Genomic DNA, 13721 nt, shown 5'->3' on the forward strand with positions numbered 1-13721 from the left:
TAAATACGGTGGTGCAGCAAGCATTTCACGCCAAGCACGTTTACGAAACCTGATTTTCCCGCGTCGGGTCCAGCCCGGCCGACACCGCGGCAGCGAGGTCGAACTGTTCCCGCGCCGCCTCTTCCTCGTCGCGAGCCTGCCGACACGCACCCAGCCGGTTCCGGACTTCGATCTCCGCCCACGGCGACATCTGGTCCGTCAACGCACCGAGCGCTCGCAAGTGATACGAGAGCGCGAGATCCAGATGTCCCAATTCCTGTTCCGCGGTGCCGAGCCGCGAAAGCGAACTCACCAGCAACAGCCGGTCGTCGACCCGCTCGGCCAATTCGACTGCCTCCCGCAAGGGTTCCGCCGCTTCCGCGGATCGGCCCAGATGCAACTGCACGCTGCCGACGTGACTCGAAACGCGGCCCAGCATCGCCGGATTTCCGGTCGAGACCGCGACTTCCCGCGATTCGGCGAAGCAGGCGAGCGAGAGTTCGTACTCGCCCTGTTGGAAATGCACGTAGCCGAGACCGGAAACCGCCCGTTCGACCAGCCAGTCGTCCGCTACCTCAACGGCCAGCGTTCGAGCGTCGGTCAGCACCCGGCGCGCTTCGTCCAACGGGCCGGAGAGCATCGTGACCATTCCCAGCCCGCACAGTCCTCGTGCCGTTTCCCGGCGGTCGCCGTTTTCCCGGCTGATCCGCAGCCCCTCCTCGCACCAGTGCCGAGCTTGGGCGGAATCGCCCAGCGCGAGGTGCGCCCAGCCGAGTCCGAACCGCAGTGCCGTCGTCATCCGCCGGTCCGCGACGTTGTCCACCTCGGACAGCGCAACTTCCAGCAGGGCAACACATTCGCGATAGCGGATGCGCCGCACGAGGTAGTCGACAGCTCCCTCGGCGATCCAGCACGCGTAGTCCGGGTGCCCCGCGGCGACCGCGGACGAGACCACTTCCACCAGGTCACCAGCCTGATCCAGCCAGGCCGAAGCGTCCACCAGCCCGGCGAAAGGCGACTCGGTGGGTGCCGGGCCGCTGGGGAAACCGGGTTCGTCCCATTCGCTCGCCGCGCGACAGGCGTGCAGGTAAACCCCCAGCCCGCTGGCGACGTCGGGTTCGTCCGCGGCGAGGCGGCGCGCGTAAACCGCGACCAGGTCGTGCATCCGGTACCGGCCCGCGGCGGGAGCTTGCACCAGGTTCGCGTCGACCAGGCCCTCGAGCACGCTTTCCGCCTCGCGCCGGGGGCAGCCGAGCATGGCGGCGAGCACCAGCTCGTCGAATTCCGGCGCGGGCGCGCGGCCCAGCGTGCGGAAGGCGCGTTGGGTTTTTGGCGGAAGCTGGTCGTAGGAGAGGCGGAACGCGGCCTCGACGCTGCGTTCCTCAGCGGTCAGCTCGCCGAGGCGGCCGGCGTCGTCGGCGAGCCGGTCCACGAGGTCGCGAAAAGTCCACATCGGACGGTTCTGGAGCCGGGCGCCCGCGATCCGCAGCGCGAGCGGAAGCCGTCCGCACAGGCTGGCCAATTCGCGTACGGCCTCGCGTTCCTGGCTCGCCCGCGCCGGGCCGACGATCCGGCTCAGCAAGCCAGCCGCGGCGTCGGACGTCAACGGCCCCAAGGAAATCCGGCGTTCCACGTCCAACCCGGGCAGCCGGCGACGGCTGGTGATCAGCACCCGGTTTCCGGTTCCGCCCGGCAAAAGCGGCCGGACCTGTTCGGCGCTGACCGCGTCGTCGAGCACCAGCACCAGGCGCAACGGAGCGGTGGCGGCGCGCCAATTCGCGGACAGTTCGTCCAGGTCGTCCGGAATGTTCTGTTCGTTGACGCCCGCCGACCGCAGCAATCGGCGCACCACCCGCACCGGCGCGAGCGGCGCGCGGCTGGTGCTATGCCCGTGCAGGCCGACGAACAGGCAGCCGTCGGGATGCTCCTCGCGCAGCAGCTGGGCCGCCCGCACTGCCAGGGCCGTCTTCCCGGACCCGGGCACGCCGTCCACTGCGCACACCCCGCTCCCGGGCGCGACGAGCCGGGCCAGTTCGTCGTCGCGGCCGGCCAGCTCGCCGACGTCGTGCGGCAGCTCGTCCCGGATCCTCGGCACGACGGCGGGCCGCGCCGCGACGCCGAGCGCTCCGTCCTCGCCACGCAGCACTGCATCGTGCACCCGACGCAGGTCTTCGCTGGGTTCGAGCCCCAATTCCTCCCGCATCCGGACGCGGAACTCGCGCCACGTGTCGAGCGCGTCGCTCTGCCGGCCGGCGCCGTAGAGGGCCCGCATGAGCAGCCCGGTCAGCGATTCGCGGTGCGGATGCTCTGCGAGGACTGCCGACACCTCGCTGATCGCCGACGTGTAGTCGCCCAGCCGGATCAACGCGTCCGTCCGGCCCTCGACCAGTCCGACGCGGCGTTCGATGAACCGGCGCCGCTCGCATTCGGCGAACGGGCCGGGCAGTCCGGCCAGCGGAACGCCCTCGTAGAAGGCCAGCGCCTGGCCGTACCCGTCAGCCGCCGCGGCGAACGCACCGGCCGCAGCCGCTTTCTTGGCGCGAGCGGCGAGATCCTCGACCCGCACCGCGTCCACCCCGACGCCCGCCCCGGCGAACCGGTACCCGCCCGGGTCGGTTCGCAGCACGGATTTCGCGTCCGCACCGGCCGCCGCCAGGGATTTCCGCAGCTGGTAGATGTAGCCGGGCACGCCGTCGCTCTCCGGCGGATGCTCGCCCCACACGCGGTCGACCAGCTCGGCCCGGCTGACCGTCACGTCCGGCCTCAGGAGCAACGCGACCAGCATCGTCGTCCGCAGCACCGGCCCGAGTTCGAGCGGCTGCCCGCCGTACCAGCCGCGGACCGGCCCGAGCACCGCGAACTCCAGCTCGGCCCCTCCCCCGCCGGTTCGCGATGACATACCAGGAGTTTAAGACAGCCCGCTCCACGGTCTGGTGGACAGTTCACCGCACCTGGGCCGCCCACCGGTCGCGGGTCAGCTCGTACTCGACCTCGCCGTGTTCGGTGCCCGGCAGCGGGTCGGCGAAGTGCGGGTGAAACGTGCGGACATAGGTCAGCCCGGCCCGTTCCATCACTCGCCGCGACGGGGTGTTCACCGCCATCGTCTGCGCCCAGACCCGCCGCGTGTCCCATTCGGTGAATCCTTTGTGGATCGCCGCCCGCGCGCCTTCGGTCGCGTAACCACGACCCCAGGCCTTCGCCAGCAGCCGGTAGCCGAGTTCCAGCTCCGTCGTACTGCCGTCTTTCGGCGGCTGCAGGGAAATCCAGCCGATGAATTCGTCGGTCGCCCGCTCGATCGCCGCCCACCGTCCGGCTGGCCCGCGCTCGTAATCGCCGAGGATCGCGGGAAGCACCTTCTGCTCGATCTCGGTGCGCGGCGTCGGCTCGCCGGTGAGGAATCGCATCACTCGCGGGTCGCTGTCGAGCTGAACCAGGTTTTCGACGTCGGCTTCGGTGAATCGCCGCAGCAGCAACCGATCCGTCTCCAGAATCTTCATCCGATCGCCAATCCGGCCGCCGCCGCGATCCGGTCGCGCGATTCCAGCAGCCGAGCCCGGAGTTTCGGCAGATCCACCCCCAGCAACCGACCGTCCCGCTTGACCGCCCGGCCGCCGACGAACACGCTGTCCACCACTCCCGGATGGGCCGCGGTGACTACTGTGGACACCGGGTCGCTGACCGGAAACACGGACAGGTCCTCCGCGTCGATGAGCACCAAATCCGCGTCTTTCCCGACGCTGATACTGCCCGCGCGGTCTCCTCGTCCACAGGTCCGCGCACCGTCCACAGTGGCGAACTCGAGCACATCGCGCGCGACGAGACCTCCGTCAAGCCCGCGTTGCGCCGAGAAAGCCGTGCGCATCGCCGAAAACATGTCACCCCCGGCAGCCGGACAGTCGTCAATGGACAACGACGGCCGGATCCCGGCGGCCAGCAGACGTCCGGTTTCCGGCCACCCGAACCCCATCTTCAGCTCGACGTCCGGGCTGAGCGTCACCGAACAGCCCGCGTCCGCGAGGATCGCCAGCTGCGCGTCGGTGAGGCCGTTGCCGTGAACTATCGTCGTCCGGTCGTCAAGCAATTTTCGTTCGTGCATCTCGGGAATCGCCTCGCAGGCGGCGCGGTGAATGTGCACGCTGACCCGGAGCCCGAGTTCCCGCGCCAACGCGACATCGGCGTCGGTGGTGTCCATTGTGGTCAACATCGGACCGCGCAACCCGAACGCCATTTCGTCGCCCGGCAACCGTTCCCGAACCCGGGCGATGTCTTCTGTTTCCGTTGCGCAGTAACAGAAGATCGACCTTCCGGGTGCCTCCTGGAGAGCGTCGATCGCCGCGTCGGCGTTCTCCGTCCGGTCCGAGCAGTGGAACCAGTCGAGCATCGTCGTCACCCCCGAGTTCAGCGCTTCGAGCCGCCCGAGCAGGTTCCCGAGATACACGTCGTCCGGCTGATAGTGCGGCCGGAGGGTGCCGTGCATGACTTCGCGGTATTGCGCGAACGTCCAGTCCGCGCCGAGCCCGCGAAACGCCGTCTGCCAGGTGTGCCGATGCGTGTCCACGAACCCCGGCAGGACGATCTTGCCCGTCGCGTCCACCACCTCGGCCTCGGCCTGGATCGCCGGACCGACCGCCGCGATCCGCCCGTCCTCGATCAGCACGTCGCCGTGCGAGAGGTCCCCCACCGCCGGATCGAGACTGACGACGGTTCCGTTCTGGAGCAAGGTTCGCATGAATCCTCCCCAAAGTTGATACGTCAACTCTAGGGCGCTTCGAGTTGATGAGTCAACTCCCCGGGTACGCTCCCTGCCCATGACGCCCGACGACTGGGACCTGTGGAACGCCTGGGTGCGCGCGCAACGCCTGCTCACCCGCGAACTCGACCGCGGCCTGCAACGGGAATGCGGCATCTCGAAGGCCGAGTTCAGCGTGCTGGTGACCCTGTGGCGCACGCCCGGCCACGAGGCCCGCGTCGCCGACCTCGTCGAAACCCTCGGCTGGGAAAAGAGCCGGGTCTCGCACCAGCTGACGAGAATGGAGTCGCGCGACCTGGTCACCCCGACCCGCAGCGGGCCCAGCGGGCGACGCACCGGGATCAGCCTCACCGCACCCGGCCGTTCGGTCATCCAGGAGGCCCTGGTGGTCCATGGCGCCAACATTCGCCGCCACTTCCTGGACGAGCTGACCCCGGCGCAGGTCGACGCCATCCGATCGTGGACCGAGGGGACGATCGCGCGCCTCGAGCCGGGCGGATGACGCTACCGGCAGCTCAAAGGTTGATGCCGGATGAGCGATTCCTTGGGCAAGGTCTCGCAAGGGTTGGTTTTGCGGCACCAGGATGAGGTCATACCGTCGCGGCTTTCGGTTCCGCAGCCGGTTCCGGCAGCGGTTGTCCGGCCCTCTCGGGCAACAGCAGCATCGCGATCGCACTGAGGACGCAGCCGGCGATCACGTAGATTCCGACGCCCCACACCGCGCCGGTCGCGCCGACCAGCCATGCGCTGAGGTACGGCGCGAATCCGCCGCCGAGTACCGCGGTGAGTTGGTATCCCAGGTTGACGCCGGTGACGCGCGAGCGGGTGTCGAACAATTCGGCCAGAATGGTTTGGGAAAGCGCGGACATCGCCATCACGAACACCGAGAAGCCCAGCACCATCGCGACCGCCACGAGGACCGGATTCTTGGTCTCGAAGAGCCAGAACACCGGGAAAATCACCACGGCCAGCCCGAGACAGCCGCCGAGGAACACCGGTTTCCGGCCGATCCGGTCGGACAACGCACCCCAGGTCGGCGCGAGAATGATCTGTGCGCCGGCGGCGACCATGGTCGCGGTGAGGGCCACCGATGCGGGCATGCCGAGATCTTTTTTGACGTACGACGCGCCGTAAGTCGTGATGACGTAGCCGCCGATGCTGTTGGCGAAACCGAACAGCACACCGTAGAGCAGATTGCGCGGCCGGCGCAGCACGGCGACCAGCGGAATGCGCGCGCCGGCGTCCTTCTTGCGGGCGCGTTCGAACTCCGGCGTTTCGCCTACTCGCAGCCGGATGATCAACCCCGCGACCAGGAGCACGAAGCTCAGCAGGAACGGGATCCGCCAGCCCCAGGCCAGGAAATCCCGGTCCGGGAGCGTCGCGAACAACGCCATCAGCCCGGAGGAAATGAGCAACGCGACGCCGGCGCCCGAAAGCAGCAGGGCACCGTAGAGACCGCGTTTGCGCGGCGGGGCGTGTTCGACCGCCAGCGAGATCGCGCCGCCCATTTCGCCGCCGGTCGAGAAACCCTGCAGCAGCCGCAGGAGCACCAGCAGAATCGGGGCCGCGACGCCGATCTGGCGGTACCCGGGCAGCGCGCCGATGAGAATCGTGGCGGTCCCCATCAGGACGATGGTCAGGATCAACGCTTTCTTGCGGCCGAACCGGTCCGCGAGATGGCCGATCACGATGCCGCCGACCGGGCGCAGCACGAACCCGACGGCGAAGGTGGCGAACGACGACAACTGTCCGGTGAGCGGGTCCGCGGACGGGAAGAACACGGCCGGGAACACGACGGCGGCGGCTAGGCCGAACAGGTAATAGTCGTAGTACTCGAGCAGCGTGCCGACACTGGAAGCCAGCACCGCGGACCGGCGCGCGGAACGCGGCGGGGCCGAGCCGGAGCGGTCTGCAGCCATGACGCCCGCACCTCCTGATCCGATGGCGGAGCAAGGCCGGTCGACCCCCAGCGCCCCCGAATCACGCATTTTCGAGATACCGTAGACACGTCTTTTATTTCGGAAAGATTAGTCTATGCTAGCGGCGTCGGACAAGGGACATCTCGGGGCGGGGAGGGGGCGTCCATGACGTTGAGCCGCCGTCGTCTTTTGCAGTGGTCCGCGATCGCCGCGGGTGCGGCCGTCGTCGGGACCGGAACCGTTGCGGAGGCCGCCGAAAAGGAGCCGGACTGGGCCGCGTTGCGCAGGCGGCTGCACGGTGCGCTGCTGCAGCGAAACGACACCGGCTACGAGGAAATCCGTCCGCCGTTCAATCTTCTTTACGATGACCGCTATCCACCGGCGATCGCGCGGTGCGTCGACACGGACGACGTCCGGAAGTGCCTCGATTTCGCCGCGGAAAACAAAGTCAAGTTCGCGGCACGCAGCGGCGGGCACAGTTACGTCGCATATTCCACACCGGGCAACGGATTGGTCGCGGACCTCAAGCTGATGAACCGCGTCGAGGTCCGCCGGAACGGCGCCGCGGTCATCGGTCCCGGAGCACGGCTGATCGACGTTTACCGCGCACTCGCCGCCGAAGGCCGCGCGCTGCCGGGCGGCACCTGCGGTTCGGTCGGCATCGCCGGGCTCGCGCTCGGCGGCGGAATCGGTGTCCTGATGCGGAAATACGGACTGACCTGCGACCACCTGGTCGGGGCGAAGGTCGTGACACCGCGCGATCTGCGAGTGCATTCAGTAGATCCGGGTTCGGACCTCGGCTGGGCGCTCACCGGCGGAGGCGGCGGGAACTTCGGGATCACCACGGAATTCACCTTCCGCACCGTGCCCGCGCCGCCGCGGGTGACCGTGTTCGTGGTGAACTTTCCCGAGGGCTCGGCCACCGACGTCTACGGAGCCTGGCAGGACTGGGTCACCGCCGCGCCGAGGGAATTCTGGTCGAACATCTCGGTGCTCGGCGGACCGCACCCGGCGGCGGGCGTCCCCGGCTGTCTCCTCGGCGGCGAACAGCAAGCCCGCCAGCTCATCGCCGACCTGGAACGCCGGGCCGGGGTCAAGGGCAGCGTGAGCGGCTTCCAGGAGACGGACTACCTCGGTGCGATGGAGTTCTGGTCCGGAAGCCTCGGCCGCCGCCGATTCGCGGCCGTTTCCCGGGTGCTGGCCGAGAAAGCGGATCCGGCGCGGCTGAGCGCACTCGTCACCGGTGACACCACGGTCGCGCTGGAAGTGAACCCGTTCGACGCGGCGGTCTCCGACGTCCGCCCCACCGAAACCGCGTTCGCCCATCGCGGCGTATTCGGCGACGTGCAGGTCTACCTCAGCGCCGGCCCGGACGTCGACCGGGAGTCCGCGAAGCACGAGGTGAACGACGTCCAGACGCGGCTGGCGGAATTCGCCACTGGCGGCGCGTACGTCAACTACCTCAACGACGACCAGAAGGACTGGGCCACGGCCTACTACGGGGTGAACCTTCCGACCCTCCAGGCGGTAGCGGCGAAATACGACCCGAGCGGCGTGCTCGCGTTCGAACAGGGTCTCTCGCCGTGCCCGGGGTGAAAGGCGGTCCGCGGCCGGCGCAGGATTCCGGCCGCAGACCGGCGGATCAGGCGACCTGCAGGATCCAGGTGACGCCGAAGCGGTCCCGAAGCATGCCGAATCCCGGGGCCCACTGGGACGGGCCGAACGGCTCGATCACCGCCGCGTCCTCGGACAGCTTCTTCCAGAACTCGCCGACCTCGTCGACGGAATCGCCGCTGACGGACAGGAAGAACTTCTCCGTCGTGACGGTCGTCCCGTTCTCGCGGGTGGTCTCGCCGACCGGCGCGGCGGCCGCGGCGCCGGGCACGTCGTAGGCCATCACCTGGAACCCGTTCTCACCCACGACCTGGCCGAACACGACCTTATCCGCGCCCGGCGCGTCCTGGGGAATCCCGAAGTCGCCGTACGTGGCGATCCGGATCTCCCCGCCGAACACCGACCGGTAGAACTCGAGCGCCTCCCGGGCCTCGCCCCGGAAGTTCAAGTGGGCGACGGCGTGCACTGCCATGATTTCGACTCCTCGATTCCCGCGCCGGACTCGTTCCCGCGCTGGAACCGAGACTCGCAGCAGTAGCGGTCAGGGAGTGGCCGCTACTTCCGGCAGGATCGAATCCATGCGAAAGGTGACCGACGACGAGCGACGGGACCGGATCGGGCTGCGGCACGCACTGGCGACCGTCGAGTCCGGAGTGGAGGCCGCCGTCCGCGCGGTCACGTGCTTGCACGCGACTGAGGCCAGCAGCATCTACCTGTCCGCATACGCCCGGTCCCGTGCAGACCGTATGTCCATTTCGGACGCATTGTTCAGCCGACGGACTGTGGTGCGGCAGTTGGCGATGCGCCGGACCGTCTTCGCCTTCCCCGTCGATTTGCTCGCCGCGGCAAGGGGAAGCGCCTCGGCTCGGGTGGCGCGGCAGCTGACCGCGCGACTGGTCAAAGACGCCGAACTCGCCGGAATCGTCGACGGTCCTAAGTGGATTGCTGACCGGTGCACCGAGGCGCTGCAGGCGATCCGCGAAGAACCCGGCACCACCGCGCAACTGCGCGCCCGCCTTCCCGAGTTGAACACGCGGGTCGCCGCCGAGGGACAGCCCACGGTGCTCGCCCCGGTGGGCTCCCGCGTGCTTTCCGTGCTCGCGGCGAGTGGTTCGGTGGTTCGCGGGGACAACGCCGGGCGCTGGCAGGCGTCGCGTCCAGTGTGGACAGCAGTCGAGCAGTGGCTCGGCGAGGATCCGGGCGTCCTGGGCGAACGAGAGGGCTACCAGGAACTGGTGCGGCGCTGGCTGTGGTCCTTTGGGCCGGGGACCGAGGGCGACCTGGTGTGGTGGCTCGGCGCGACGAAAACCGCGGTCCGCCAGGCGCTGGACGACGTCGGCGCGACGCCCGCTCTGCTGGAGGACGGGACCCCGGCGTGGCTGCATCCGGACGACCCGGAGGAGGTCCGTCTCGACAGCGATTGGGCGGCGCTTCTCCCGACCCTCGACCCGACCACCATGGGCTGGCGCCGCCGCGATTTCTACCTCGGCGACCACGGACCGCAGCTCTTCGACGGCGCGGGCAACGCCGGTCCGACCGCGTGGTGGAACGGGCGGATCGTCGGGACCTGGACGCAGCAACCGGACGGGACGGTGGACGTCGTGCCGATCGAACCGCTGTCTCCCGCCGCCGCGGCGGCGCTGGAAGAGGAGGCGGCGAAGCTGACCGCCTGGTTCGACGGGGAGGTGGTTGCCACGGGGTATGTACCGCCGATCGTCCGGGGCCGAGTCAGCCGGGGGTCCGCGTGACGGACGTCGTGCCGCCGCCGCGACTCCGGCCGGGAGATCGGGTCCGGACCGACTCGCCGACCTCGGTGCCGCCTACCGCGATCCCGGCGCGAGCCCGGCCTTCTCGATGGCTTCCCGCGCGCCGGTGTCGCGGTCGACGACCGTCGCGACACTCGACGGCGACACGCTCACCGTCGCACCCGCGGTCAGCTCAGAGAACCCCAGCTCAAATGCCGGTAATGCAGCCCGTTCTTCGACTCCTGCCACTCGCCGACCGTGTCCGGTTCCCGGCCGATCTCCGGCGCGTAGACGTCGCCCTCGAAGGATTCCCGCAGTTCGGTCACTTCGATCCGGTCCGCGAACGGCAGCGACTCCTGGTAAATCCGCGCGCCGCCCATCACCCAGACGTCGCCGTCGGCGGCCGCAAACGCTTGCTGCAGGTCGGGGAATGTCTCCGCGCCCTCCTGCGGCGTGCGGGACACCACCAGGTTCCGCCGTCCCGGCAACGGCCGGAAGCGTTCCGGCAGCGACTCCCACGTGCGCCGTCCCATGAGCACCGTCGCGCCCGCGGTCACCGTGCGGAAGTGCTTCATGTCCTCCGGGATGTGCCACGGCAACGCGTTGTCGCGCCCGATCACGCCGTTCGCCGCCTGCGCCCAGATGAGTCCGATCATGCTCACACCGCCACCGGGGCTTTGATGCCGGGATGCGGGTCGTAGCCCTCCAGCGAGAAGTCCTCGTAGCGGTAGTCGAACAGGCTCTCCGCCGGCTTCAGGCTCAGCGTCGGGAACGGCCGCGCGTCCCGGGAAAGCTGCTTGCGCACCTGCTCGACGTGGTTGTCGTAGATGTGGCAGTCGCCGCCGGTCCAGATGAAATCGCCGACGCGCAGGCCGACCTGGTCGGCGATCATGTGCGTCAGCAGGGCGTAGCTGGCGATGTTGAACGGCACGCCGAGGAACAGGTCCGCGCTGCGCTGGTACAGCTGGCAGGACAGCTCGCCGTTGGCCACGTAGAACTGGAAGAACGCGTGGCACGGCGGCAGCGCCATCTGCGGGATGTCCCCGACGTTCCAGGCCGACACGATGATCCGCCGCGAATCCGGGTTCTCGCGCAGGGTGCGCAGGACGTCGCTGATCTGGTCGACGTGCCCGCCGTCCGGCGTCGGCCAGGAGCGCCACTGCACGCCGTAGACCGGGCCGAGGTCGCCGTCCGGAGCGGCCCATTCGTCCCAGATCGTGACGCCGTGGTCCCGCAGCCAGGTGACGTTCGAGTCGCCGCGCAGGAACCACAGCAGTTCGTACGCGATGGACCGGAAGTGCACCTTTTTCGTGGTGATCAGCGGGAATCCGTCGGCCAGCCGGTAGCGCAGCTGGTGCCCGAAAATCGACCGCGTGCCCGTCCCGGTGCGGTCGCCCTTCTCGGCTCCAGTGTCGAGCACGTGCTGAAGCAGGTCTTCGTACTGCGTGTCCGGCATGTCTGCCGATGGTAGTCGAGCCAGCGCCGTATCAGCGGGATGTCAGCCCCCGCGGTGACGCTGGTCGCACCACCACCGAGAGGGGATCCGAAGATGACCCGACCGCCCGGCCTGCCGCTCGAACGCGACGCGGGCCCGTTCGCCCCGCCGTCGGCCATCACCCGGCTGCGGGAGTCGCGGCCGGTGAGCCCGCTGAAGTTCCCGGACGGGCACGACGGCTGGCTGGTCACCGGCTACGCCGCCGTCCGCCAGGCGCTCGCCGACCCGCGATTCAGCTCGCGCCAGGACCTCGGCCAGGTGCACGTGCCCTACGAAACGCCGAGCATGCCCGAGGCGCAGGAGGAGTTCGATCCGCAGCCGCAGGTGCCCGGCCTGTTCCTCACGATGGACCCGCCGGACCACACCCGGCTGCGGCGGAAGCTCACCGGCGCGTTCACCGTCAACCGGATGAAACAGCTCGAGGAGCGCATCACCGAAATAGCCGAACGCCAGCTCGACCACCTCGCCGAAGGTCCGAGGCCGGCCGATCTGGTGCGGGAATTCGCGCTTCCGGTGCCGTCGCTGGTGATCTGCGAAATGCTCGGGGTCCCGTATTCCGACCGGGAGACTTTCCAGAAGAATTCCGCGCAGATGATGCTCCGGGACCAAAGCCTCGAGGACAAAATGGCCGCCTGGACGGCGATCACGTCGTACCTCGGGGAATTGGCCACCGGCAAGCGCGCGAACCCCGGCTCCGACATGCTGTCCGACCTGGCGCGCGACGACGACCTGAGCGTCGAGGAACTCGTCGGCATCGGGTTCCTGTTGCTGCTCGCCGGGCACGAAACGACGGCGAACATGCTGGCGCTGGGCACTTTCGCTCTGCTGGAAAACCCGGAGCAACTGGCCGCGCTGCGCGCCGATCCGGATCTGATTCCCGGTGCCGTCGAAGAGCTGCTGCGCTACCTCACGGTGGTCGACGTCCTGTTCCGTTACGCGTCCGAAGACCTCGAACTCGGCGGCGAAAAGATCAGCAAGGGATCGACCGTGCTGATTTCGATGCTGGCCGCCAATCGCGATCCTTCGCATTTCCCCGGAGGCGACGATCTCGATGTCGAGCGGAACGCCCGGACGCACGTGTCGTTCGGCCACGGCGTGCACCAATGCCTCGGCCAGCAGCTCGCCCGGATCGAAATGCGCGCCGGATTCGCCGGGTTGCTGCACCGTTTCCCGACGCTCGCGCTCGCGGTCCCGCCGGAGGAGGTGCCGCTGCGGACCGGCATGAGCATCTACGGCGTCCACGAGCTGCCGGTGACCTGGTGAGACGAAGTCGTCAACGGATCAGTTGACGCGCCATGCCGTCAACCGATACGTTGCCGGCATGGCGGACTCCGTGCACACCATGACCACCCGGTACTTCCGGCAACGAGAAAACCCGTTCCTCAGCGAACTGGTACGCGCGGCTAGATCCGGGCGCGGCCCGGACGAAGACCTCAGCGCCGACGACGCGGCGGGAGCGTTGCACCTGGTCCCGGACGTCCGAGCCGACCTGGACCGGGCCGAGGTCACGCTGATCGAAGCGGTTCTCGACCGGGGCTGGACCTGGGAACAACTGGGCGCGGAGTACGGCGGCCGGTCCAAACAGGCGATGCAGCAGCACTACCGGAGGCGTGGCGGAACCCGTTCCTGGCCGGCCAAGGAACGCCCGCCGCGCACCGGATCGCCGCACCGGCTGACCGACGAGGACCTGGACCCGGCCGACGTGGCGAAGGTGCGCGAGGCGATCAGCGCCCTGCTCGCCACCGCGCACGACGTCGCCGAAACCCACACCGTCGACGGGGTGTGGACCGCGGGCGAACCGATCCTGGAGGAGATCTCGACAATCGGACTGGATCCGTTGCCCCGCTTGGAAGTCGCGTGCCGGACCGCGGCGAAAGCCATCGAAGACCTGGTCGTCGCGGGCTGGGAACGCCGGGATCCAGGACGCGAGGAACGCCGACGGCAGTCGTGGACGGTGCGGCTGGACGACGAGATGCGGGACATGGCGTCCTGGCTGGACCGGGAACCGCAAGGACGGCCGCTCCCCCGCGTCGACCGTCCGCTGACCGTCGGGACGACCACCGCCGAACACGCGGACCACGTCGAGATCGCCGCCGAGGACGTCGAGCAGGTCCAGGAGTCGATCAGCCTGACCCTCGCCCGGCTCGAAGCCCACCGCGCCGTGTTCGACCAGGTCATCGACGAACTGCGGCGACGCCAGGCCGAATTGTCCTGACCTG

The 13721-nt window shown here is 68.9% G+C and carries 12 protein-coding genes; 5 read left to right on the plus strand and 7 right to left on the minus strand.

All coding sequences use genetic code 11. The features are described 5' to 3' along the window. Positions 1-40 precede the first annotated feature (40 nt). From SSMG_RS31125 to SSMG_RS31135, 3 genes are read right to left on the minus strand one after another with little or no spacing between them, the layout of a single operon-like run. Positions 41-2878, minus strand: a complete 2838-nt coding sequence (locus SSMG_RS31125; protein ID WP_009082660.1) for a BTAD domain-containing putative transcriptional regulator — start codon at positions 2876-2878, stop codon at positions 41-43. Positions 2879-2921: 43 nt separating this feature from the next. After that, on the minus strand, positions 2922-3476 hold the full coding sequence (locus SSMG_RS31130) for a GNAT family N-acetyltransferase (RefSeq protein ID WP_009082662.1): 555 nt from the start codon (positions 3474-3476) through the stop codon (positions 2922-2924). Next, positions 3473-4708 carry an amidohydrolase family protein gene (locus SSMG_RS31135; protein ID WP_037715425.1) on the minus strand — a complete coding sequence of 412 codons (1236 nt, stop codon included), beginning with the start codon at positions 4706-4708 and terminating at the stop codon, positions 3473-3475. Before SSMG_RS31135 ends, SSMG_RS31130 begins: the two co-directional genes overlap by 4 nt. Positions 4709-4787: 79 nt before the next feature. On the opposite strand from SSMG_RS31135, the gene SSMG_RS31140 reads away from it, so the two are divergent. After that, a complete protein-coding gene (locus tag SSMG_RS31140; protein ID WP_009082664.1) occupies positions 4788-5231 on the plus strand; it encodes a MarR family winged helix-turn-helix transcriptional regulator in 444 nt (147 codons plus the stop codon). Positions 5232-5319: 88 nt separating this feature from the next. On the opposite strand, the gene SSMG_RS31145 is transcribed toward SSMG_RS31140, so the two are convergent. Further along, positions 5320-6648, minus strand: a complete 1329-nt coding sequence (locus SSMG_RS31145) for an MFS transporter (protein ID WP_009082669.1) — start codon at positions 6646-6648, stop codon at positions 5320-5322. A gap of 165 nt (positions 6649-6813) precedes the next feature. Here SSMG_RS31145 and SSMG_RS31150 point away from each other — a divergent pair, with 165 nt between their 5' ends. Beyond that, a complete protein-coding gene (locus SSMG_RS31150; RefSeq protein WP_009082670.1) occupies positions 6814-8244 on the plus strand; it encodes an FAD-binding oxidoreductase in 1431 nt (476 codons plus the stop codon). Positions 8245-8290: 46 nt separating this feature from the next. Here the strand turns inward: SSMG_RS31150 and SSMG_RS31155 are convergent, their stop codons facing one another. After that, complete coding sequence (locus SSMG_RS31155) at positions 8291-8734, minus strand: VOC family protein (protein WP_009082672.1); 444 nt, start codon at positions 8732-8734, stop codon at positions 8291-8293. Between the two features lie 106 nt (positions 8735-8840). On the opposite strand from SSMG_RS31155, the gene SSMG_RS31160 reads away from it, so the two are divergent. Further along, positions 8841-10010 (plus strand): winged helix DNA-binding domain-containing protein, encoded by a 1170-nt coding sequence (locus SSMG_RS31160; protein ID WP_037715428.1) that lies wholly within the window; start codon positions 8841-8843, stop codon positions 10008-10010. Between the two features lie 185 nt (positions 10011-10195). Here SSMG_RS31160 and SSMG_RS31165 read toward each other — a convergent pair whose 3' ends face one another. Both SSMG_RS31165 and SSMG_RS31170 read right to left on the minus strand, forming a co-directional pair. After that, complete coding sequence (locus SSMG_RS31165; RefSeq protein WP_037715430.1) at positions 10196-10663, minus strand: dihydrofolate reductase; 468 nt, start codon at positions 10661-10663, stop codon at positions 10196-10198. 2 nt (positions 10664-10665) lie between these two features. Continuing rightward, positions 10666-11463, minus strand: a complete 798-nt coding sequence (locus tag SSMG_RS31170; RefSeq protein ID WP_009082677.1) for a thymidylate synthase — start codon at positions 11461-11463, stop codon at positions 10666-10668. A gap of 93 nt (positions 11464-11556) precedes the next feature. On the opposite strand from SSMG_RS31170, the gene SSMG_RS31175 reads away from it, so the two are divergent. Together SSMG_RS31175 and SSMG_RS31180 are read left to right on the plus strand one after the other, a co-directional pair. After that, positions 11557-12765 carry a cytochrome P450 gene (locus tag SSMG_RS31175; protein WP_009082678.1) on the plus strand — a complete coding sequence of 403 codons (1209 nt, stop codon included), beginning with the start codon at positions 11557-11559 and terminating at the stop codon, positions 12763-12765. Positions 12766-12823: 58 nt separating this feature from the next. After that, a complete protein-coding gene (locus SSMG_RS31180; protein ID WP_037715432.1) occupies positions 12824-13717 on the plus strand; it encodes a hypothetical protein in 894 nt (297 codons plus the stop codon). The last annotated feature ends 4 nt before the right edge of the window (positions 13718-13721 follow it).

The sequence above is a fragment of the Streptomyces sp. AA4 genome, assembly GCF_000158875.1.
Taxonomy (GTDB): Bacteria; Actinomycetota; Actinomycetes; order Mycobacteriales; family Pseudonocardiaceae; genus Amycolatopsis.